The organism is Gracilibacillus sp. JCM 18860, from assembly GCF_055395245.1.
Genome location: NZ_AP043868.1, coordinates 3,338,186 through 3,362,417, shown reverse-complemented (window position 1 = coordinate 3,362,417; position 24,232 = coordinate 3,338,186). Strand labels below are relative to the sequence as shown.

Below are 24,232 nucleotides of genomic sequence, written 5' to 3'. Positions count from 1 at the left end.
TCTCTACTGGTAATTTATTTCTATTAACTTATACTAAAAAATACCCCTTTCTAGTAAAAGACTACTAGAAAGGAGTTAAAGCTTAAAACTATACATTCTATTTCTATATTTTGTTATTTTCTCTTTAGAATTACGATTGCTCTTTTTTTCTATATACCAGTAATATTACTACCCCAACTATTAACACGCCAATTCCATAGGCTATGATATTGAAGATACTTGTTGCCGTATTTGGTAATGAACTCTCCTCACTTACCGCACCTTTTTCTTGACTCCCCTTTTGAGATGATCCAAATTCTTCATCTGTCGTTGTGTTTTGGTTATCATTTGCATCTGGCGTAACCTCATCCGTATTTTCTTCCTCTGTCGAAATTGGTAGGAGTGTGTTGATAATTTCGTAGCCATTAATCGTAGTTTCATAACCTTCAACTGGTTGTTCTTGAACAACATACTCATAGGCTACTCCGTTCTCGTCATACTTAGCCAAGTCTGTAAAGCTATATTTCCACTCATCTTCTTCAGTCACTTCTGTTGTATCGATTACTTCTCCACTTTGAAGTAATTCTACGGTTATCGATGTTGGACGGTCTTCAGCATTGTCATCCTTCCATGTTTTCGTTCCAATCACTTCGGTTGTTCCTACACGAACATTGGTGATGTCATAGCCGTCTACTGTTGCTTGATATCCTTCGACTGGCTGTTCTTGAACAGTATATTCATATGCAACACCATTCTCGTCGTACTTAGCCAAGTCTATAAAGCTATATTTCCACTCATCTTCTGCAGTTACTTCTGTTGTTTCAATTACTTCTCCATTTTGAAGCAATTCTACGGTTATCGATGTTGGACGGTCTTCAGCATTGTCATCCTTCCATGTTTTCGTTCCAACCGCTTCCGTTGTTCCTACACGAACATTGGTGATGTCATAGCCGTCTACTGTTGCTTGATATCCTTCGACTGGCTGCTCTTGTACTGTATATTCATATGCAACACCATTCTCGTCGTACTTAGCCAAGTCTGTAAAGCTATATTTCCACTCATCTTCTTCAGTCACTTCTTTTGTATCGATTACTTCTCCATTTTGAAGCAATTCTACGGTTATCGATGTTGGACGGTCTTCAGCATTGTCATCCTTCCATGTTTTCGTTCCAACCACTTCCGTTTTTCCAACTCGAACATTCGTGATATCATAGCCGTCTATCCTAGTTTCATATCCCTTAACCGGTTCTTCAGTTACTGTATATACATAAGCGATACCATTCTCATCATAAGCTTCAAGATTTGCGAATGTATGCTCCCAGCCATCTGCCTCGGTCAATTCTACGGTTTCAAATTCTTTGCCGTTTTGTTGTAAGGTTACTTGAATGGATGTCGGTCGATCAGTTGCTCCATCATCTAACCAACCTTTGGTCACTTCTACAGAAACTTTCTCTGAGCGTGTATTGGTGATATCATAGCCATTCACTTCTGATTTATAACCTGGAACACCTTGTTCTTTGACCTTATAATCATATGCAACACCATTTTCATCATATTGATCTAGATCTGTAAAGCTATATTCCCAGTTGTCTTTTGCAGTTACTTCTGTTGTTTGGATTACTACTCCATTTTGAAGTAAGTTAACTTTAATCGATGATGGACGAGCCTCGGCATTCTCATCCTTCCATGTTTTACTTCCAACCACTTCTGTTTCTCCAACTCGAACATTGGTAATGTTAAACCCATTTACTGTTGTTTGATAACCTTCAACCGGTTTCTCTTGAACGGTGTATTTATACACTACACCATTCTCATCGTATTTAGCCAAATCTGTGAAGCTATACTTCCAGTCATCTGCTGCGGTGACTTCTTTTGTATCGATCACTTCACCATTTTGAAGCAATTCGACTGTAATCACCGCTGGTCGAGCTTCAGCATTACCATCCTTCCATGTTTTGCTTCCAACCACTTCTGTTTTTCCAACTCGAAGGTTAGTAATATTATAGCCATCTACAGTTGTTCGGTAACCATTGACTGATTTCTCCTGAACTGTGTATACATATGCTACACCATTCTCATCAAATTTAGCTAAATCTGTAAAACTGAATTTCCAGTGATCCTTTGCAGTTACTTCTTTCGTGTCGATGACTTTACCATTTTGAAGTAAATCGACCGTAATTGTTGATGGTCGATCCTCCGCATTGTCATCCTTCCAAATTTTGCTGCCTGTTACAGCAGTTGTTCCAACACGTAAATTGGTAATATCAAAGCCATCTACTGTACTTTGGTATCCTTCTACTGCTCTTTCTTTTACCTCGTACTCGTATGCATTCCCTAAAGCATCCGTCTTTGGTAAATTAGGAAAATGAAATTGCCATTGATCATTTGCTGTTACTTCAGTTGTTTTCCATACTTCACCATCTTGAAGCAGGTCAACAACAATCATTTCTGGTCTGTTTGGCGAATTTCCATCTTTCCAAGTTTTCTCCCCTGAAATAGAAGTTGTTTCAATAGCTTTATTTTTAGCTGTTACTTTTACTACTTCTGTGGCTTCTTCACGGATCGTGAAGGTAATAGGCTCTTCATTCAATAAATAGCCATTAGGTGCTTTTGTTTCCACAAATTGATAATCTCCAGGCTCTAAATCTGTCACAAGGATAACACCATTTTTATCAGTTGTTATTCCTTGTCTAATTGTTTCAAAGGAGTCCTTAACCTTCTGTAGCAGCTTGAATGTAGCCCCTTCAAGTGTTTGGTTAGTTTCTTCATCCAATTTGGTAAGCTGTACTTCATACATAATAGGCTGGTTTTCTATGGTTACAACGTTCCACTCATTTGTTTCATTTACATCTTTATTAATCGTAATCGTTTGTCCATCTGTATAGTTACTTATATACCCTTCTGGTACTTTTGTTTCTTTTAAAACATAGTCTCCAAATCGAAGGTTATCAAATATAATCTTTCCATCTTGATCGGTAGTCGCAGAGAATAAAACAATTTCTCCAGCCTTATCGAATAGTGTGAATTCCGCTCCTTCTAGCGCTTCCTTCGATCTAGCATCAATCTTATGGATTTCAAGCTTTCCTACCTTTCCACTTGCACCACCATCACCACCGGAATAACGAACAGTCACCTCTTTTTGTGAATCAGTTTTCTCTGTGGTTATTTGCTCTCCTGTAAGATTCGCATTATTATTGACTTTTTCTCCATGGCCTGCCATTAAGAAGGTACGATAATCTAGCACATATGGACGATCAATTTCATCTAGGAAAGTAAGTTCAAAATATGCTTTACCCTCTTCGTCCTTTTTAAATTCAAGCGAGTAGTCTTTCCCTTCGACTAGAAGATCATCAGGGTTTTTCGTTACATCACCATTTTCATTCACAAGGCTTCCATATAATTCGAAAGAATCCTTTAAAAGAATTTGATTAGCACTTGGTTTATCTACTAGTTTTACATTAGAAATAGTAGATTGAGTGTTATTAATATTTACCGTCCATTGTAAAATTTGTTCATTTTGTGGATCTTGTATTGCATCCTTACTCGTATAGTCCCCACCGTTGTTCACCGAGACCTTTGCATGAAGCGGGAACTCTGTGTCACCATCTATTAAGATCGCTCTATTGTTATATTCTTTTACAATTAATTCGTCATCAAGCTTTGTAGTAAACTCGATGCGATAGGCAGAATCTATTTCACCTAAATTCACGCGAACTTTTGGCTGTCCATCTTCTGTTTCGGATACTTCTACTGTGTAATCTGTATCCTCTACAAGAGGTTCTCCTACTGTTGTCCAAGAACCATCTTTGTCAATGTTCATTTTGTATACTTTCAATGAGGAAATGTCTAGATTTTGGTTTCCTTGAATGATATCTTCCACAATGGCTTCCTCAATATTTCGATAGTTGTAATTCACACCGACCTGCCATGTAACCTCTTTTGTTTTGGCATTATAAGAGCCACCTTTTGCTCCATTTAGTTTCGTTAAATCATTTGGATAGAAGGTGTCACTATCGGTCTTTTCTCTTGGTTCATTTTCCCCTTCTGCAATCCATGACAGTTTGGCTTTATTGGTAAAGGATGTTTTTCCTTCTCCGATCTTATTGTAATCAAATTTTGTGGTATATACGATATAGATTTCATGGTTAACTGGATTTAGCGGTCCATTTGAAAAATCAAAGGCCATTTCTCCAGTTTCTATATTATACGTATGGTCAAAATGCTCACCATCATTTAACTCTCTGGATTCATCATTCTCCCCATCATAATATAGAACTTGATAATCTATTAACTCCAAACCTTCAGGTAATTCATCTGTTAGGACAACATTACGCATTGGATGAGAATCCTGATTAATACGAATACCCCATTGTGTTGTTTTCTCGTTATAATCCGTCGTATGGTCAAGGTGAAACTTATCAAAGATTTGCTGACGAATCCATTGGTTACCTGATTCTGTCTTTCCGTTTGCTTCTATTTTATTTTCTACATTTTCGACATCATATATTCGTTCATTGGCTTTAGTTTTATAAGTAATTTTATATGCCTTATCAATATCTTTTTTAAATTGAAACTTGAAACCATTTAGGTCGTCTTCTCGATCAGTAATTGTATAATCATTAAATGGAATTTCACTTTTTACTGCCCCAGATTGAGGATCGATTTCGACTTCTACAACAGTAAAGCTATCTTCAATCAAAACCTGATTGTCACTTAACTCATCGATTAAATAGGCTTGTTCCTTTGAAATATACTTTTCATTATAGTTATATTTCACTTCCCATGTAATGGTTTGTGTCTTCGGATCATAATGTGCTGCCCGCTTTTCCAAAGCCTTTCCGCGATTGATAGTAACTGTAGCATCTGCAGATAGACTATCATCTTTCCAGGTAAGCTTTGCTTCATTCGTATACTGTACGGCTTCTTCATCGGTTATTTCTGTTTCAAATACAACTCGATAAGCGTCACGATCGATATCACTGAAATTTAATGGGAATTCATCACCAAAGCTATGATCAGTAATTTCTTCTCCTTGTATAACCGATCCATCTAGTTGCACATCTAGTGAATATATTTTGATAGATCCAGGAACAAATTTTTGATTTGCTTCAGGAGAAATTGGATCTGATAACACGGCATCTTCCAGAAATTTTTGATCTTTATTAAAATCAATTTCCCATTCAATAGAAGTTGCATTATAGGACTGGTTAGGTGTTCCCCTTTTATCAATCGAGCTACCTACCTTTGACTCAAAATGAAGGTCAATTTCTTTTACTTCATCTTCTCGTATAGGCACCTTAATCGTTTGCTCTGTACCGCCCTCTAAGTATTTATCAATAACCGAATAGACTTCTAAATATCCCGTTATGTCAGACTTTAACTCAATATTTTTATTAAACGTGAAGGTGACTGTTCCATCTGTCGTAACCTCATATTGGCCATAATCCCCTAACTCTCCTGTTACCATATTATAAACGGTTAACTGTTCTGGTAGCTGAAAAGTGAAGGTTGAACCTGCAGCATATTCATGGTCATTCGGCAGGGCAAAGTCATAGTGAACCTTTAATTCTAATTCCTCGCTTGGGTGTGGTAATGGATCTGGAAGTGGACTTCCATCTCTTAAGGTTAGCTCAAAATCGGTAATCAGGTTTTCTTTTATTTCTGTTTTGGTGAAGCTTGATTGGACTGTTTGATCCTTTTTTGGTTGTGTAGTTTCTTCTTCCTGTTCTTCTGAAGCGGACCTATTCTTTTTGTCTAAAGGCTTTTCTTCATTTTCAACTGGCTCCTTATCCTCTGGCTCGGAGGGTTCTTCTGGTTGATCGGATTCAGTGACTGCTGATGCTTTTAATAAAAATGTTCCATTAGCATTCGCATGCTCCTCCACTTCCTTATAGAAGATCAACTCAACATTTCCATCTATAGAGGCTTGAAAGGTCCCTACTTCAATCTCCTCATAAGTCAGTGATCCAGTCTGTTCCTTTTCTAAGTATAGTCCAGAAGGAATAGTAAAGCTTTCCGTGGTCCCTTCTGTCACATCGATGTCTTTAACAGACCAATCTACTTGAATATTTTCAGGTGATGCTGTAGGAATATCTGCAATATTAAGTACATTACCCTCATCATCTGTGATCGTTACTGCGGTTACAATACTTTGTTCTAATTCTTCCGCATCATTTTCTGCGGAAAAAACTAAACTACTTGCTATTGTTTGATAAAACAGCAAGAAAACTAGTAAGAAGCTTAGTTTTTTATTCATTTCGTCTCCCCCTAACATTAATTATTAGTTGTTTCCGAACAATCTGTTCAGACCACCAATGAATTATATGGGTTATAACTTAACGAATACTCTACAATTTTTTTAAAAGATTTTATCGAATGAATACATAACACTATAAATATTCATACAAGCGTAAAAATTACATTTTTCTTGTACAGCAATCTTTTTTTTTCTATTTTTTTTGCTCTTGATTATTACTAGTTATAATTAGATTTGTAGAAAAGATGATTCTTAATAACCAAAACGAAATAATTCGTATACATATTTTTGCCTAACCATCTCTTATAACCTATAATTCTAGATAAAAAGTGGAATGGTTTTGCTGATTAAAGGAGGATTTTGATGAAAGCCATATTGATTGATGATGAGCTACTTGCCTTGGATTATTTAGAAATTCAAATAAAGAAAGTGAGCAATATAGAGGTGTCAGGAAAATATTCGAATTTCGAGCTTGAAGAAGATGATGAGCGTGTAAAAGAAGTGGATATTGTATTTCTAGATATTGAAATGCCAGAAGTGAATGGTCTAGAACTAGCCGAACAAATTCTTGAGGTTAACCCAAACATAACCATTGTTTTTGTTACCGCTTTTACTAATTATGCAGTGAGGGCATTTGAGGTTGATGCTTTGGACTATATTCTAAAGCCTGTACAGAAAGATCGATTAAAAATAACATTGGATCGTATTGAAAAGAAGTTGAAGAATACTCCAAGTCAACCTTTATCAGTAGAACAAACCTTATACATAAATGTGTGCGACGAATTAACATTTTTTTTAAAGGATAATCTAGAAATTCTAAACTGGCGAACAGCAAAAGCTCAGGAATTATTTTTATATATGTTACAGCAACTTGGTAAAACCGTTCAAAAATCTGAATTGATTGAAATACTTTGGAAGGAGAGTGAACCAAAAAAAGCATATGCTCTCTTGTACAATGCCATTTATCACGTACGAAAAGCATTAAGTAAATATTCTGACCATATTACAATTAAAAGTGTGCAGGATGGTTATATGCTTCTAGCACATAACATTTCAATCGATATTAAGGAATGGGAAGAGAGATTAGCAGCTGCTCCCCTGATTAACAATAGTACAGTCAAAGACTATGAAGCTATTATGCATTTATATAAAGGAGCATATTTACATAAATACGACTATTTATGGATTGAATCAGAAAGATATCGGTTAGAACAGCTTTGGAAGAAGATTGCTTACCAATTAGCAAATTTTTATAAAAAGCAGGAGGATTTAGAAAAGGCAGAAATTTGGTATGTAAAAATCTGTGCACAATTACCAGAGGAAGAGGAAGCTCATTTCTCTTTAATGAAATTATATGCTACGTTAGGACTTGGTTTACTTGTTGATCATCAGTATAATCGTTTAAACCAAGCTATGGAAGAACTAGGGATTCAAGTTAGTTTAAATATCCAGCAATGGTATGAGGAGTGGAAGCAAACTGGACGGTCTAGTTTAATTTATCAAAACAACATGGATTGATACTTCATCGAGAAAGCTATAGTGTTCACCACCATAACCGGGAATTCACTCAACTTGTCTGTTATCCTAATATATTGGACAGCTTGGGTTGAGGATTCGCTTATTTTGTCCGTTATCCTAATATATTGGACAGCTTGAGACGGGGATTCACTCATTTTGTCCGATATCCTATTATTTAGGACAGCTTAAGACGAGGATTTCACTCATTTTGTCCGATATTCTATTATTTAGGACAGCTTGAGATGGGGATTCGCTTATTTTGTTCGATATCCAAGAAGATCCTTTATGTAAGAATGCACCTCCCCATTATAGAACCCACTCAGACATCGTAAAAACTACCCTCCAAAAGGAAGGAGGGTAACCGACCGTCATACCGCATCCTTGGGTGCTTGCGATTCTTTTAAAAAAGGATAAATCGCACCATACAATGCCGCATGATTATGTAAAGTAGCCATCCTTACTTTTGTTTTCAGGAAATTCTCTGGTAAATAGTAGGGTATTTCTTTCTGAATAAAATCTAAGAGATAATCACCTTGCTGAGAAATTCCCCCACCAATTACGATATATTTTGGATCATAAAGCAATATAATTTGCGCTAGTCCATTCGCTATTTCCTTTGCCCAGTTATGAATGATAGTTAAGCATTCATGACACCCCAATTTTGCACGTTCAAATAACGTTTCTGGTGTAACTGTATCATCAAGAGATTCCTTTATTTTTGAGATTAATGCATTGGTAGAAGCTCTGGACTCATAGTTTGTGCCTGTAGCTGGATCATATAATAAATAGCCAACAGAATTCGCTTGTTGAAATGCACCATCTATCAATTGATGATTATAGTAAGCTCCACCAATTCCAGTGCCAATAGTGATGCAAAAAATATTATTTTTATCTATCATGGAGCCTTTCCATTTTTCCCCCAATAATGCGGCATTCACGTCATTCTCAACAACTACTGGTACGCTGAATTTCTCGATTAAAGGTTGCTTCCATTCCATTCCTTTATAGAAGGGTAATGTTGGTCCTGCATAAACAATCTTTCCAAGGGCTCTATCCACAATACCAGCAGTACTAATTCCAATTCCAGATATGTTGTATTTTTCCATTATCTCTTTAATAATTTGTTCTATTTGTTGAAATAAAGCTCGTTTACTAGTTGTTTTGGTTTGCTTCTTCCGGTGATCTGTTAACACTAGGTTCTCATTTAAAATGGCGTACTTAATATACGTTCCACCTATATCGATCGATAAATATTTCATCATACCCCCCCTATAGCTTTGCTCGTTTTATATGATTATTCAATAACTTCTTTGCTAGTTCCGGGTCTTTGTTTTGAATGGCTTCTATGATGGATTGATGCTCACGAATAACCTGCTGATATTCTTCGGGACTAAGCTGGATGTACTCCGTTTCAAAAAAGTAGCTGTTAATCATATTCGTCATTTGAATAAATAGTGGGTTTTTGGTTGCTTTGAGTAGTTGTTTGTGGAACAACATATCAAATTTTCTGTATTCCTCCATGGTATGAGCAGTTTTACTCTCGATTAAAAGTGTTTGAATTGTTTCCATCTCTTCCATATCGACTTGTTTTACAATCTCTTCTATAGCACTTGACTCAAACATAATACGGAGACTCATCATATCTTCAATCTTGCCTCCGTTTATTTGCCAAAGAAAAAAGAAGCTGTCTAGAAGTGTATCCATATTAGATTCATTTAAGTAGGCTCCCTTTCCTTGAGTAGTCGTTATTACTCCCGTGTTTTCTAAATAGCTTAATGCCTCTCTTACAACAGATCTGCTGACTTGAAACATTTCCGTTAGCCTTCGCTCTGCTGGAAGTTTGTCCCCAGACGATAATTCGTTCTCGATAATATAGTTTTTAATTTCTTGGATCACCATTTTCTTAAGCGAGAATCTCTCCGTACTTTGAATTGGTTCTATCTTCACGATTCTTCCTCCATTTGCTTCATAAATGTGAATATAGGCTTGAAGTGCTGTGTCATCGTTTGCTGTGCTTTACTCAAATTTTTTTCAGCAACTGCTTTTATGATCTGCTCATGTTCATGATAAGATTTCATGAGGTCTTCCTTATTTTGAATAAGGTCCATTTTTGCAAGTAAGAAATATTCATGAATAATTTCACTAAAATGATAAAACGTTTCGTTTTGAGTTGTTTTGATAAGTAACTGATGGAAATCATTATCATATTGGTTTGTATCCTTATTGTTCATGATTGACTGGTAATAGGAATAATTAATGTCGTAAAATTCTTCTAGATGAACATCTATATTTTTTTCTATGATTAAACGAAGTGCTCCAAGCTCAATCACTTTACGTATTTCCACAAGCTCTTTAATTTTCACACCATAGGTTTCATAGTGATGTTTTAGAATAGAAGTAATGGCATGGAGTTTTGTATCTGCAACAAAAACCCCGCCACCAGCCTTAACCTTGAGAATCCCCAATGCTTGAAGAGAAATTAATGCTTCTCTAATAACTGTCCTACTTACCTGCAATTGTTCTACTAGTTCCCCTTCAGACAAAAATTTATCATTTGGTTTAAGGTTATTGTCAATAATAGACTTTTTAATTTTTTCGATAACTACGTCCACTAATGATTGTTTTTTCACTTTCATGCTAATCTCCCCATCCATTCACTAAACCATTGATACAATGAGGTTTGTGATGATTGTTATTCATATCATATCATACTGCAATAAAAAAGCCCTTACAAAAAAGGGTTGACTTTTACAGATAAGGAAATTATGATGAAGTTACTTTAAAAAAATTGGTCTGACCATATTATAACTTGAATGAATTTATAAATCAATACATTACTGGAGGGGACAACATGAAAGGAATATTTTCTGCATTACTTGTACCATTTGATGAAAACGGAACTATAAAAGAACAGGGATTACGAGAGATGATTAGGCAAAATATCGATAAGCAAAAGGTAGACGGATTATACGTAAATGGTAGCTCTGGGGAAAATTTTATGATGACTACTGAACAAAAAAAAGATGTATTTCGAATAGCGAGTGAGGAAAATAACGGGCAAGTAAAGCTGATTGCTCAAGTAGGCTCGATTAATTTACATGAGGCAGTGGATTTAGGGAAATATGCGACAGAATTAGGCTATGACAGCTTATCTGCCGTTACCCCATTTTATTACCCTTTTTCATTTGAGGAAATTAAATATTACTATGAAACGATTATTAATGAAACGAATAATAAAATGATTATTTATGCCATTCCTGCTTTAACGGGTGTATCGATGTCATTACATCAATTTGATGATCTTTTTCAAAATGAGAAAGTAATCGGGGTAAAATTTACGGATGGGAACTTTTATTTATTAGAGCGTCTAAGAAAAAAGTATTCGAATAAGCTAATTTACTCCGGATTTGATGAGATGTTAATATATGGTGCTATTTCAGGTGTGGATGGCGCAATAGGAAGCACATTTAACATTAACGGAAAACGTGCCAAACAAATACTTTCACTTTGTCAGGAAGGTAATGTTTCAAAAGCGTATGATATCCAACATGTAACCAATGATTTAATAGAGGAAATTTTAGACTTGGGTTTATATCAAACACTGAAAGAAATTTTAAAAATGACTGGTATAGATGCTGGAGTCTGTAAAGAACCTTTTGAAGCATTTAACCCCGACAAACTAGAAAAAGTGAGAAAATTAGTAAGTACGTTTGATCTATAAAATGGATGGAAACGGTGCTGTTGGTTTCATGCATCAGCACCGTAAAATATAAATAAGGAGGAATTATTCATGGATAAGGTAGGTTTGGGAGCAATAAACTGGATTGTTTTAATTGTTTATCTAGTATCTATGCTGGGTGTAGGAGTATATTTTACCAAACGTTCGTCAAAAAATACGGATGCTTTTTTTACAGCAAGTGGGAAAATTCCTGCCTGGGCAGCAGGGTTTAGTATTTACGCTACCACCTTAAGTGCCATCACGTTTATGTCCACACCTGAACAGGCTTTTTTAAGTGATTGGTCTTATGCTGCTGGTAATCTAGCCATTTTTGCCATTATCCCAATACTCATTTATTTTTATATCCCCTTTTTTAGAAAACTCAACGTAACTACGGCCTATGAATATTTAGAAGAGCGTTTTGGTCCTTCATTAAGAGTAGTTGGTAGCCTATTATTTGTGCTATATCATATAGGTAGGGTAGCGATTGTTATTTATTTACCTACTCTGGCCATTACATCGGTTTCTAGTATAAACCCAATTATAATCGCTTCTGTAGTTGGTGGGCTATGTATTATCTATACCTTCTTAGGGGGGATGGAAGGAGTTATTTGGAGTGATGTTATCCAAGGCATTTTATTAATTGGAGGAGCAATTTTAGTGCTCGTTCTAGGTATATTAACGATAAATGGTGGATGGTCAACTGTCATAAACGATGCATTAGCAAATGATAAATTAATCACAGCCGATAATTTTAAACTTGGAACAGCAGCTGCTGCCATACCTATTATATTTATTGGATCCATCTTCAATAATTTACATCAATATACTGCTAGTCAAGATGTTGTTCAGCGTTATCAAACAACAAAATCAATAAAAGAAACGAATCGATCCTTATGGACAAATGGTATTCTAGCATTAATCACCATACCGATATTCTATGGAATGGGTACCGTTCTTTTCAGTTATTATTCAAATATGGAGACGCTTCCGGAAGGATTTAATACGTCTGCTATCGTTCCTTACTTCATTGTAACAACCTTACCAGTTGGTGTAGCTGGTTTATTGATTGCTGCCATTTTTGCTGCCTGTCAGTCAACGATATCGTCTAGTTTAAATAGTATCTCTGCTTGTATTACGGTCGACTTTAAACAACGATTTTTTGACAAAGCATTTAGGCTCAATGATGTGATCATAGCGAGACTAGTTATTATCGTTACAGGAACTCTTGGTATGATTGCCGCACTATATCTTGTTTCTACAAATCAGGCGGAAACTTGGAATCTCTTTTTGGCTATGACTGGGCTATTTGGAGTTCCAATTGCAGGAATATTTGCTCTTGGTATTTTCACGAAGAGAGCGAATGCTCCTGGAGTACTGATTGGTTTAATATTAAGTGCCATTACCTCCTACTTTATTCAACAGACTAGTTTTTCCCCATTTGCAGTTAGTGTGATGGCTTTCTTTTCATCGTACATTTTTGGATATGTTGCAAGCTTCTTTTTCCCAGCTTACAACAAAAACACTACCGGACTTACGATTTATACAAAAAATGATGATTTTATTAAGTCAGATGTTAAACAGAATATTTCTTAAAAACATTAAAATGAATGCGCTTGAATATTGTAATTTTTAGAATATAAGTCCCAGGATGAAATTTTATATATCTTGGGACTAATTTAATATAGCTATCCCTCATTCCATAATAATCATCCTATTTGATTGCTGAATTGCACCAACCTGTTTTCCTATCAGCAAAAGAATTACTTAGAAAAGTTGCCATTGAAATCTATGTTATAATCAAGATAACTATGGTATTGGGGGAAGCATCACATGAGTTCAATCTTGGATCAAATCCAACTCAATTATCAAACACTTAGTAAAACAGAAAAAAAAGTAGCTGATTATGTTTTAACGTACAATGAGGAATTATTGAATATACATATTAAAGAGCTTGCCCATCAAATAGATGTGTCTGTTGCTACGATTACACGTTTTTGTAGGAAAATCGGGGCATCTAGTTTTGTTGAATTTAAAATTTTATTACGGGATGCTGTAAAAGTTCAGGAAGTAACAGAAGATGTTATTAACAGTGTTCATCAATTTTATGAATCTGTCATTAACTCTACTAACTCCTTATCTAACCTTTCCATTTTTCAAAGAGCTTGTCAATGGATCTTAGAGGCAAAACGTATTCATGCATATGGACTGGGGAGCTCAGGATTGTCGGCTGAAGAATTAAAGTTAAGATTATCAAGAATGGGACTAACGATAGATACACATAAAGACTCCCATGCGATGATTATTGCCTCTTCCTTTTTAACAGAAGAAGATCTTGTGATTGCCATCTCTAGTTCAGGGCAAACAAAGGAAATTATTGATGCAAGTGAGCTAGCCAAAAGAAAAAATGCCAAAGTAATCTCTATCTCCAACTATTCAGAAACACCCCTAGCGAATTTGTCTGATCTCATGTTGTACACGGCAAGTATTAAACCTTATCTAGCACAAGGCTTTTTGAATAGTCAGCTTTCCATTCTTTACGTACTAGATGTTTTAAGCATACTACTCACCAATCACCAAGACACGATGAAAACCTATCAACATACCCTTCACGCTCTTGATGAATACAAGAAAATATAAAAAAATGGCAATTCATAAGCGAACTGCCATTTTTTCTTTACTCTAATTCCTTGATTGCATTTGCAAATTTTTCTGTTATCAATTGCGGACGGGTAATAGCACTACCTACCACTGTGAAATCAGCACCCGCTTCCAATACATGTCTAGCCTTATTAGGATTATCCACTTTCCCCTCCGCTACTACGGGGATAGAGACACTCTCTCTGATTTGTTTTATCATAGCAAAATCGCCATCTGCAATATTTTGACCTTTTGTCTCCTTTGTGTACCCTACCAAAGTGGTGGATACACAATCAAATCCTAGTTGCTCCGCCATAATGGCTTCTTCCACTGTTGATATATCTGCCATTAATGCAATATCCTGAGCATGGAGTTTTGCATATTGAACGATGTCCTTCAAGCTCTCGCCATGCGGTCTTTCATGGTCGGTTGCATCCATTGCGATCATTTCTACCCCCGCCTCCATTAGTGCTTTTACTTCTTTCAAGGTCGGAGTAATAAACACTTCGCTATCTGGATAGTCCTGTTTAATAATTCCGATAATTGGCAAGTCCACATTCCTTTTTATTTCTTGTATATCTACAACGGAGTTTGCACGAATACCTGATGCACCGCCTTGCTGGGCAGCGACAGCCATTCTACCCATTATCATGGGTGAATGGAGTGGCTCCTCCTCTAATGCTTGACATGATACAACTAGTTTATTTTTCAACTGTTCGAATACTCTCATATTAACTATCTCCTAACGCTTCTTCCACTTCATTTTTTATTCCAGAAACTTCTGGCCCGTACACTACTTATTAGCAAACACTATATTTCCCGCTGAACTCATAATGGTAGATTGCTTGTAGCCAACCTACATTTAGAAAAGGATATGCCTCTATTGTGGCAGCATTACTGAAAGCCCCACCAATTCCTAATAACAAACCTGCTGCAGGTAATACTGCAATCGGCAACATAAATGATTTACCAAATCATTGTGCTTTTTCAAAGAAAGAATTATTTTTTTTTCATCATTTCACCTCATTCCTTCATATATAGTGAAAATTATTTACACTTTTATATTACTATTGAAAACTAAATACATCAAGGTTATTTGAACAATTATTTAATTAAGAAATAATGCTTCTTAATAAAGCTAAATTAGGAAAAGGAAAAAATACATAATCAAGGAGACAACCATTAAAAGAACAAAGACCAGCCTTTTATCAAGGCTGGCCTTTATTTACGAAGGAAATAAAGTACCTCCGTCTATCATGATAATTTAAATTGTTCCACCGTTTGTTCTAATTCCCTAGCAATTTCGGTAAGTGATGTAGCGAAGTTTGATATTTCTTCCATGGATGCTAGCTGTTGTTCTGTCGCAGCAGAGACATTCTGGGTTTCCGCTGTAGTATTTTCAGCAATATCACTTATTTTCTTAAACGCTTGCGTGAACTCTTCTGCGCCATCTGAGATAGCTTCTACCTTTGATACAACATTTTTAATTTGAGCTGTAATAGTATCTACATAACCAGTAATATCTGTAAAGGACTCACCGGCATTGTTAGCAACTTCCATCCCTTTTTCCACCTGTTTGTTAGTTGTATTCATCGATTCGACGGTTTGAGTCGTCTCATTTTGGATTTTTCCAATCATTTCTTTAATTTGCTCGGCAGAATGAGAGGATTCTTCTGCTAAATTTCTCACCTCATCCGCAACTACGGCAAATCCCTTTCCATGCTCTCCAGCTCGAGCAGCCTCTATTGCTGCATTTAATGCAAGTAAATTCGTTTGTTCAGAGATATTCGTAATAACATCAATAATATTACTTATTTGTTGAGAAAGATTCCCTAATCCTTCAATTCTATTTGATAGCTGAAGCGTATTTTTCTTAATAGATTCCATTTGAGTTAAAGTTGTCTCAATTGCCTTGTTGCCTTCTTTGACCGCATCCATTGTACGATTAGATGTAGTAGAGACTTCATTCGAGCTAGTTGCAATATCTTGAATCGAAATAACCATTTCTTCAGCCGTTTTTTCACTCGTGGATATTCCGCTAGACTGATTATCCATACCAACAACAATATCCTGAATAGAGGTTGAAATTTGTTCTGTTGCGGTGGTATTTTGTTCTGTGCTGGCATTTAATTCGTCACTAGAGTTCGACAAATTATTAGCTTTATCCCGTATATCTTTAATGAGTTGATTTAAATGTTTTCTCATGCGATTAAAGGATTGTGCTAACTGACCTAGCTCACTATTGCCTTCCATACTAATTTCAACACTTAAGTCTCCTTGACTTATTTGATCACTTGCTTTAACTAGCCTGTTTATAGGCATGATAATGGAACGGATAATAAAGAAAACGATGAATCCACTTATAACAATAGAAATTGTGATTACCGTAATCGTTGTATTGAAAATCGGGCGCACTTCTTGGTCAACTTCACTATATAACATCGTTCCACTAATTTTCCAGCCAGTAAGTTCATTTGTTGCAAAAGCCATTTTCTTTTTATCTCCGTCCATCACATAATCAAACTGACCAGAATCGGATGTATATAAATTCTGATAAAAATCTCCCTCAGCCTCCGCTCCAGCGTCTAATGTCGGGTGACTGATCACATGACTTGTTCCATCCAAAAGAAAAAGGTATCCTTCGTTCCCGACTGTCACACTACTAATAATCTTCGCTAAGCTTTCTAGCTCTAAGTTCATTGCAACAACACCTTGATTGTTTGGAGTTGTTTTTGCTATTGTTACAACCACTTCACCTGATGAATTAGATATATATGGATCGGTAATAATAATCTGGTCTTTATTTTCCATTGCTTGCTTGTACCATGGTCGTTCACGTGGGTCATAACCTGGCGGATTTTGAAATGATGTCGGTGCATTCATAAATTCCCCTGTTACGGTACCAACATAGTGTTGTTCTGCTACATCCTCCTTAGCTGATTGAATCGTATCTAGAATATTTCTTGTTTGTGCATCTTTGTCTTGTTCAATATTCTCAGGTTGAATCGTGTTTGATAAATATTCAACACTTTCCATTTGGGCTGATATAAATTCACTAATCGTATCCTCAACAATACTTACATTTTTCTGTGCAGAAGCCATTAATGTTTTCTCAGTTTTGTCCTTTGCACTTTGATAGGAGAACAAACTAATACACAAGCTTGGCACTAATAAAATTAATACAAAAGATGCGATAAGTTTGTTTCTTAAACTTAAATTAAGCTTCATCTTTTTCTTTTTTTTCAATATAATTGCCCCCAATAATATATGATATAAAAAAGAAACTTTTTCTATATAAAAGTTCTTCTTTCTATTAATATCGGCATAAACCTTCTTATTCTTGAGAAAAAAATTTATGTTAGATCTAACATACATCCAAAAAAATCCCCACCTATCATTAGATGGAGACTTTTTTAAAGCTTAATTATGCCAATGATTACGTTAGTACATCAATGAAATTAGTTTTTAAAGCACAAGCACCCACTTTATTTTTCCCAGTTTCGAACTGGTTTGTAACCTGAATGATGGATAAAATCATGTACAGTTTCTTCACTAAGGCCATTCATCGGTATCCCTTTCTCTAATGCAGTTATATGCATTTTGGCAGAATACTCTAACGTCTGTAATGCAGTACGAGCTTCTTTAAGGTTCACATCACAAACGATGATCCCATGATTTTCTAGTAAAAATATATTCGCCTCTTTTGCTCTATCTTTTACCGCATTCGCAAGTTCCTTACTGCCAGGATTATAAAAAGGCACTCTCGTAACACGCTCTAAATAATACATAGATTCCACAAAGTAATTGGAAGGAAGCTCTAAGTTCGAATTAGCGATTAATGTACTGTAAAATGGTGAAGCATGCAAAACGGCATTAATCTCTGGCCGTTCTTGATAAATTCCTTCATGCATCAAAAATTCTTTGGATGGCTTTTTCCCCTCCATATGCTCTCCTTCTTTACAGTAAGAAAAGTCTTCCATCTCTAGTTCCCCTAAATATGTTCCTGTCGCAGATATTATATAACCATCGTCGCTTCTTCCACTAATATTGCCTGCAGTTCCCCAGGCCAAATCCTTATCCATCATGAATTTCCCTGTTCGTTGAAGTTCCTTTAATAGTTGATTATCCATTTTCCCACTCCTCGTTAGTTTATTTATTTCAGCCATTCCACAAGACTCATTGTCACAGAAGGAATAAAGGTAATAATAATTAAACAAATGAGTATGGCCATATAGAATGGGATTAATCCTTTCGTTAAATGATCAATTCTCACATTACCGATTTTAGATACTACAAAAAGATTTAGTCCAAGTGGTGGAGTGACCATACCGATAGCTAACGTTACAATCATTACGATACCAAAGTGGACCGGATCAAGCCCTAGCTCTACTGCTACAGGTACTAGGATTGGTGCTAAAATAATAATAGAAGCATTCGTCTCCATAAACATTCCGACTAATAGTAGTAGGATCACGACAATTCCTAAGAATATCATCGGACTGTCTGAAATAGAAGTGATAATACCAGCAACCTGTTGTGGTATATTCTCGATAGTTAAAATCCAACTAAACAATCCTGCTGTAGCAAGAATAAACATAATAGTAGATGTCGTTACGGAAGCTTGTGTCAAAATTTCCTTAATGTTTTCTCTAGTAATCGCTTTATAGAAAAATACACTAATTACAAATGCATACGCTACAGCTACACCTGCTGCTTCTGTTGCAGTAAAAATACCACTGTAGATACCACCTAATATGATAACAGGCATAATGATTGCTGGTATTGCTTCTACAAACGCCTTGCCTATTTCTTTTCCTGATTTTTTTGGTTCTTTTAAATAATTTCGTTTTTTCGCGAGAATATATACGGTGATGACGAGTCCAATTCCAATAATAACTCCAGGTACCATACCAGCAATGAATAAATCTCCAATGGAAGCACCAACCGCTGTACCATATAAAATTAACGGAATACTCGGTGGAATAATGATTCCTAACGTACCAGAGACCGCTTGAACACCGGAGGCAAGCTCTTTATCATAACCACGTTTAGTCATAGCTGGTATTAAAATCGCCCCTAGTGCAGCTGTAGCGGCAACACTTGAGCCTGATATAGCAGCAAAAAACATCGTAGTTACAACGGTTACAATAGCTAGTCCACCAGGGACATGTCCTGTAATCGCATTCGCTAAATTTATCAAACGTTGCGAGATCCCCCCATATTCCATTAATGCTCCTGCAAGAATAAATAACGGGATAGCCAATAAAGGAAACGAATCAAGTGAAACAAAGGCACGTTGCGCTAATGTAAGCAAAGGAATATCACCTGCAACTAATAGTGCTAGGCTTGAAGATAACCCTAAGGAAATCGCTACAGGAACCCCTATTAGAAATAATATGACTAACGATATAAGTAATACAAATATCATCGAAGCTCACCTGCCATTTCGTCTGTATCATCATTGTTTGGACTCAACAATGCAGCAACAATATTGCAAAGCATGAAAAATGAGCCAAGTGGGATGGCAGCATAAGCAAAAGCCATCGAATATTGTAATGTTGGTGTTGTTTGCCCGATTACAATATACGTTAAATGTGCACCATAATAAGATAATACAAGGCAGAAGATTGCGCTAATCCATAAAACAATTTTTTGCAATCTTTGCTTATTTTTTGCATTAACAATCTCCCACAAAAAGTCGATTGCGATATGCTGATTATGTCTCATTGCTAGGCCCGAGCCTAAAAAGACAATATAAATCATCAAATACTTTGCTAACTCTTCTGTCCAGCTAAGCGGTATATTGATAACAAATCGAGTAGTGACTTGTAAGACAACTAATATTGCTAATACAACTAACAAGAATGAAACCAAATATTTTACCCACTGATTGATATTGTCCATGATTTTCACATACGTATTCATTGGCTTCACTCCCTCATTTCCTGAATAGTGTCATAAAGTTCTCTACCATACTTATTTGCTAATTTTTCATTAACTTCTTGTACAGCTTTTCTAAAAGGTTCTTGATCTACTTCAATAACCTCTACTCCTTGATCCAACATTTCTTGAAGTGCCGCTTCCTCTTCCGAGAAAACGAGTTCATTTTGGTATTCTCGAGCTTCTTTAGCAGCTTCTATTACAGCTTCTTTTTCTTCCTCTGTTAATCCTTGAAATGTCTTTTCACTCATTAACAATTGTACATAACCGAATACATGATCGGTTTTCACCAGATAATCCTGCACTTCATGAATTCTCGCACTTGCCGTAAATGCAATGGGATTCTCTTGGGCATCAATTACCCCTGTTTGTAATGAGGAATATACTTCTCCAAAGTTCATTGGAGTTGGGCTAGCGCCCATTGCTGTCCATCCCTCTACAGAAGCTTCTATATTTGGAACACGAATTTTCACACCTTTTAAATCTTCTGGAGATTCTACTCGTTTATTTGTCGTTAATTCTCTAGGACCACGCAACCAGAATTCTAATCCTCGTACTCCCGTCGCTTCTAACATATCCTCCTGCAATTGCTCGCCTTTGGCACCGTATACAAACTCTTCCAAGTGATCTAAATCTTCAAATAAATACGGTAATTCTAAAATAGAATAAGGTTGATAAAAGTTCGACATTACACCAGCAACAAGCGCAAAATCAACTGAGCCAATTTGCATTCCTTCTATGAGATCACGGTCCGCACCCAAAGTAGAGCTTGGATAAACCTCTACTTTGACTGTACCATTCGTTTTCTCTTCTACTAGTTCAGCAAATTTAACCGAACCTTTATGCCAAGCGTTTGATTCACTTTGAATATGCCCTAATCGCAAAACCTTCGGATCTTGCGCACTCGCTGTTCCTTGATCACATGCTGTTACTAACAAAGCAACTAGTGTTAATAGTAATAAAATGATTTTGGTTTTCATGTTTATTCACCTACTCGAATGAAACAAGTACTTTCACAGAATTATCTTGCTTTTTGTTTACGATGGTGAAGCCTTTGTCGGCTTGTTGATAAGGTAATTTATGAGAAATCACTTTCTCAACATCTAATTCTCCCTTTGCAATAATCTCCAAGGCTTCCTCTGTATCTGGACGATTATATGTCATGCATCCAACTATTTCTTTTTCATTTTGTTGTAGTTGTTCAATATCAACAGACTGTTGGCCATGGAACATAGCTACAGTAACTACACGGCCACCTTTTCTCAATAAATTCAAGGAATCATTAATAATGCCAGGGACACCAGCAGTGATGAATACTTTGTCGAAAGACCCCTTGTCTAACGTCAGTTTTGCTTCCTGAATCCAATTCGCATTATCCTTGATATTTATAACATTAGATGCCCCCATCTCTTTTGCTACATCTAAAGAGTAATCTAAAACATCTGTAACTACAATATCTGTTACCCCTTTTGCTTTCACTGCGATAAGTGTAAGTAAACCAATTGGGCCTGCACCTAAAATGGCTACACGATCCGTTGACTTAATATCTGCCTTATAAGCAGCATGAACCCCAACTGCTAATGGCTCTACCAAAACTCCCTGATCATAACTAACAGAGTCAGGTAATTTAACCGCCTGAGCTTCTGGTGAGACAAAAAATTCTGCCATTGTCCCTAACCAATCACCCATTCCAGGAGCCAAGCGCTCATCGGAATAATTCACATTTCCTGTCATGATTCCTTCACTCTCACCAGTACCGATTTGTGGCTCCACTGTAACACGGTCTCCCACTTTAAAATTCGTCACAGACTCTCCAATTTGTACTACCTCACCCGCAACCTCATGTCCAATAACAACTGGTGGTTTACGGAATGGATGTAATCCTTTATACGTATGGATGTCCGATCCACAAATTCCTGCAACTGCCACTTTAATAAGCAATTCATCTTCTTTTAATGCCGGTACCTCAATATCTTTGATGCTAATTTGCTCTGCTGCCTCTACAAATACCGCTTTCATATATGATCTCTCCCTTATATACTATCGATGTTATTGAAAGTACATCATTTTGGATTCCAAAAGATGCCTTTTCATCAACTCAGAGCATCTTTCATCTCTATCTTTTAATGCTTGTAGAATTTCTAAATGCTCAGAGTAAAATTTCTGTACCCTTGCAGGTTCCTTTTTTAAATGACGTAACGTAATACGTCGCAAATGATCTTGATAGTTTAATAACACTCTCGTGATTTCATTATTTCCACTAAACTCACTTATTGCTAAGTGAAACTCATGATCTAAAGTGGCAAACAATCGTACATCTTTATCTGCAGCCGCCTTTTTCGTCGCTTCTATATTTTCCTGCAATTCTTTTAATTGTTCATCTGTAATGCGCTGATAGATTTCTTGACAATTAAATGTTTCCAAAGCAATTCGCAAGCTATAAATATCATTAATTTTCTCAATCGAAATATCATTTACGATGATTCCTTGCTTAGATGAAACGGTAACAAAACCTTCCGATTCTAATCGAACAAGTGCATTTTTAATTGGTGTCTTACTCATCCCTAATTCATCAATTAAGGTTCGTTCTGATAAGAATTGTCCTGCTTCATAATGTTCTTCTAAAATTCTCTCTTTTATTTTTTGGTAGGCAACGTCTTTTAATAACATATTCTTTTCCATCCTTTAGATTTTTATTTGGAGCCAGATTGATAGACTTTTTCAAAATACTCTGGACCACCTAGCTGACCACTTTTTAATGATATTTCTAATCTATCAAATTTTGCTCTCTCTGAATATGCTAAACATAAAGGAGCTCCTGGCGCAATAGAATCGATTACTTCTAAAGCATAAATATCCAAATTCGATGTAACAAAGCCAGATGTATCCCCACCAGAAATAATTACTCTTTGAAGTTCAACTATATCAAGCAATTGCTTGGTCCATTTTCCTAGCTTCTCCCCAATAAAAATACCTATATCCTCTCTTTTAACACCATGGTTCATTAAATGCTCTCGCGTTTTCGAAATATGAGGATCATCTGCACCCCTAGCTGTGTAGATGATTACTTTTTTATCTTCTTCTATTCTTTTTGCAACTTTTAATAAAAATGAATGTACCTTTGAGTCATCTGAAAATAATTCATATGGTATTCTTAAAAGATGAAAGCCAGCCTTTTCCGCTTTATCTAATTGTTGCTTTGTAACCTCAGATACACTACCGGAAACAGCAAAAATCTTCTTCACTTTAGTCGGCTTGGTATCGCGTTCCTTTCTCTGGACGTCCCCATGACGCTGCATCGCATCTCCAAGTGCATATTCTACTCCTGAAGAGCCCACGATAAATTGAATTTCTTCATCGCGTTTTTCCCATAATACCTCGGAAACCTTCTCCATATGTGAATTATTCAATGCATCATATAGTACAATATCAGCTTCCTTATTCTCTTGTTGATTAATTTCAGATACAGACTTTGTTTCCAAATCCATAATATTTACATTTATTACTTTTTGAGTCGTTTGTCTCGCTAGATACTTTACTAAGTTTGCCTCATCCATAGGAGTTACAGGATGCTTTGCCATGACTGGGTGCCTGTCCAATCGATAAATTTCCTCTTTAAATTTGGCAAAGTGATTCCCAAACACTGTATATCTACCTAAATTAGGTGCAGCTACCAATAGTGGGTAGCTCCCATCTGGAAAGTATTTTCTCGCCAAGTCGCTCGCGAAACCGATACTCCCTACCTCTGGTGAAGAGTCAAAAGTCGAACAAACCTTATAATGAACAAAGAATGGATTCATTTCCTTGAGAAATTCAAACACTGGAGAAATCTCTTCCTCCATGCCTTTCAATCCCTTTGCTCTCGCAGTTCCTGCAACCCCGATACAATCCACATCCTGAAATTGATTCAGCTTTTCCTGATCAGGTAGCTTAAGAAATAGTATCGTTTTCAAACCATATTGGTCGAGCGCTTCCATTGCATCCGTGGAACCAGTGAAGTCATCACCATAAAATCCTAAAATATGTCTTTTCAAATCACTCACCACCATAAAATCTAACTTAGATCTAAGTTGTATCTAAAATAGTATCAACAAAAGAAAACGATGTCAACAGTTAAAATTTTTCGTATACAGATTTAAGATTACTAACTATTATTCGTAACGCTTTCCTATATTACAAAA

Annotated in this window: 17 protein-coding genes and 1 pseudogene; 4 read left to right on the top strand and 14 right to left on the bottom strand. The window is 36.2% G+C overall.

The features are described from left to right. Positions 1-130 precede the first annotated feature (130 nt). A complete protein-coding gene (locus ACZ5R4_RS16870) occupies positions 131-6,235 on the bottom strand; it encodes a Cna B-type domain-containing protein (protein ID WP_464367667.1) in 6,105 nt (2,034 codons plus the stop codon). Positions 6,236-6,598: 363 nt separating this feature from the next. Here ACZ5R4_RS16870 and ACZ5R4_RS16865 point away from each other — a divergent pair, with 363 nt between their 5' ends. Continuing rightward, the gene (locus tag ACZ5R4_RS16865; protein WP_054860268.1) at positions 6,599-7,753 is read left to right on the top strand and encodes a response regulator; all 1,155 of its coding nucleotides are present in this window, start codon (positions 6,599-6,601) and stop codon (positions 7,751-7,753) included. A gap of 368 nt (positions 7,754-8,121) precedes the next feature. On the opposite strand, the gene ACZ5R4_RS16860 is transcribed toward ACZ5R4_RS16865, so the two are convergent. From ACZ5R4_RS16860 to ACZ5R4_RS16850, 3 genes are read right to left on the bottom strand one after another with little or no spacing between them, the layout of a single operon-like run. Further along, positions 8,122-9,012 (bottom strand): ROK family protein, encoded by an 891-nt coding sequence (locus tag ACZ5R4_RS16860; RefSeq protein ID WP_464367666.1) that lies wholly within the window; start codon positions 9,010-9,012, stop codon positions 8,122-8,124. Positions 9,013-9,022: 10 nt separating this feature from the next. After that, positions 9,023-9,700 carry a FadR/GntR family transcriptional regulator gene (locus tag ACZ5R4_RS16855; protein ID WP_277679378.1) on the bottom strand — a complete coding sequence of 226 codons (678 nt, stop codon included), beginning with the start codon at positions 9,698-9,700 and terminating at the stop codon, positions 9,023-9,025. After that, positions 9,697-10,389, bottom strand: coding sequence for a FadR/GntR family transcriptional regulator (locus ACZ5R4_RS16850; RefSeq protein WP_277679377.1), 693 nt, complete (start codon positions 10,387-10,389; stop codon positions 9,697-9,699). The genes ACZ5R4_RS16855 and ACZ5R4_RS16850 overlap by 4 nt, the downstream gene beginning before the upstream one ends. A 215-nt stretch (positions 10,390-10,604) precedes the next feature. Here ACZ5R4_RS16850 and ACZ5R4_RS16845 point away from each other — a divergent pair, with 215 nt between their 5' ends. The 3 genes from ACZ5R4_RS16845 to ACZ5R4_RS16835 all read left to right on the top strand — a co-directional run bounded on the left by ACZ5R4_RS16845 (position 10,605) and on the right by ACZ5R4_RS16835 (position 14,111). Further along, positions 10,605-11,474, top strand: coding sequence for an N-acetylneuraminate lyase (locus tag ACZ5R4_RS16845; RefSeq protein ID WP_109985301.1), 870 nt, complete (start codon positions 10,605-10,607; stop codon positions 11,472-11,474). A gap of 69 nt (positions 11,475-11,543) precedes the next feature. Beyond that, complete coding sequence (locus tag ACZ5R4_RS16840; protein WP_109985300.1) at positions 11,544-13,067, top strand: sodium:solute symporter family protein; 1,524 nt, start codon at positions 11,544-11,546, stop codon at positions 13,065-13,067. A 237-nt stretch (positions 13,068-13,304) separates the two neighbouring features. After that, positions 13,305-14,111, top strand: coding sequence for a MurR/RpiR family transcriptional regulator (locus ACZ5R4_RS16835; protein WP_464367665.1), 807 nt, complete (start codon positions 13,305-13,307; stop codon positions 14,109-14,111). Between the two features lie 37 nt (positions 14,112-14,148). Here the strand turns inward: ACZ5R4_RS16835 and ACZ5R4_RS16830 are convergent, their stop codons facing one another. The 10 genes and pseudogenes from ACZ5R4_RS16830 to ACZ5R4_RS16785 form a co-directional block, all read right to left on the bottom strand. After that, positions 14,149-14,841: an N-acetylmannosamine-6-phosphate 2-epimerase gene (locus ACZ5R4_RS16830; RefSeq protein WP_464367664.1), complete on the bottom strand. Its 693-nt coding sequence runs from the start codon at positions 14,839-14,841 to the stop codon at positions 14,149-14,151. 69 nt (positions 14,842-14,910) lie between these two features. Then, positions 14,911-15,070, bottom strand: a pseudogene (locus ACZ5R4_RS16825) (PTS transporter subunit EIIC); the annotation flags it as partial. A gap of 295 nt (positions 15,071-15,365) precedes the next feature. Further along, positions 15,366-17,357: a methyl-accepting chemotaxis protein gene (locus ACZ5R4_RS16820; RefSeq protein WP_464367663.1), complete on the bottom strand. Its 1,992-nt coding sequence runs from the start codon at positions 17,355-17,357 to the stop codon at positions 15,366-15,368. Positions 17,358-17,596: 239 nt separating this feature from the next. Then, positions 17,597-18,241 carry a class II aldolase/adducin family protein gene (locus tag ACZ5R4_RS16815; RefSeq protein WP_464367662.1) on the bottom strand — a complete coding sequence of 215 codons (645 nt, stop codon included), beginning with the start codon at positions 18,239-18,241 and terminating at the stop codon, positions 17,597-17,599. Between the two features lie 23 nt (positions 18,242-18,264). Then, positions 18,265-19,539 carry a TRAP transporter large permease gene (locus tag ACZ5R4_RS16810; protein WP_277679171.1) on the bottom strand — a complete coding sequence of 425 codons (1,275 nt, stop codon included), beginning with the start codon at positions 19,537-19,539 and terminating at the stop codon, positions 18,265-18,267. Then, positions 19,536-20,036, bottom strand: coding sequence for a TRAP transporter small permease (locus tag ACZ5R4_RS16805; RefSeq protein ID WP_054860263.1), 501 nt, complete (start codon positions 20,034-20,036; stop codon positions 19,536-19,538). The genes ACZ5R4_RS16810 and ACZ5R4_RS16805 overlap by 4 nt, the downstream gene beginning before the upstream one ends. Before the next feature lie 5 nt (positions 20,037-20,041). After that, positions 20,042-21,031, bottom strand: coding sequence for a TRAP transporter substrate-binding protein (locus tag ACZ5R4_RS16800; protein WP_054860262.1), 990 nt, complete (start codon positions 21,029-21,031; stop codon positions 20,042-20,044). A gap of 10 nt (positions 21,032-21,041) precedes the next feature. Beyond that, positions 21,042-22,070 carry a zinc-dependent alcohol dehydrogenase gene (locus ACZ5R4_RS16795; RefSeq protein WP_277679174.1) on the bottom strand — a complete coding sequence of 343 codons (1,029 nt, stop codon included), beginning with the start codon at positions 22,068-22,070 and terminating at the stop codon, positions 21,042-21,044. Positions 22,071-22,100: 30 nt separating this feature from the next. Continuing rightward, entirely contained in the window at positions 22,101-22,721 is a 621-nt protein-coding gene (locus ACZ5R4_RS16790) for a GntR family transcriptional regulator (protein ID WP_054860261.1), read from the bottom strand. A gap of 23 nt (positions 22,722-22,744) precedes the next feature. After that, on the bottom strand, positions 22,745-24,094 hold the full coding sequence (locus ACZ5R4_RS16785) for a four-carbon acid sugar kinase family protein (protein ID WP_464368508.1): 1,350 nt from the start codon (positions 24,092-24,094) through the stop codon (positions 22,745-22,747). Positions 24,095-24,232: the final 138 nt, after the last annotated feature.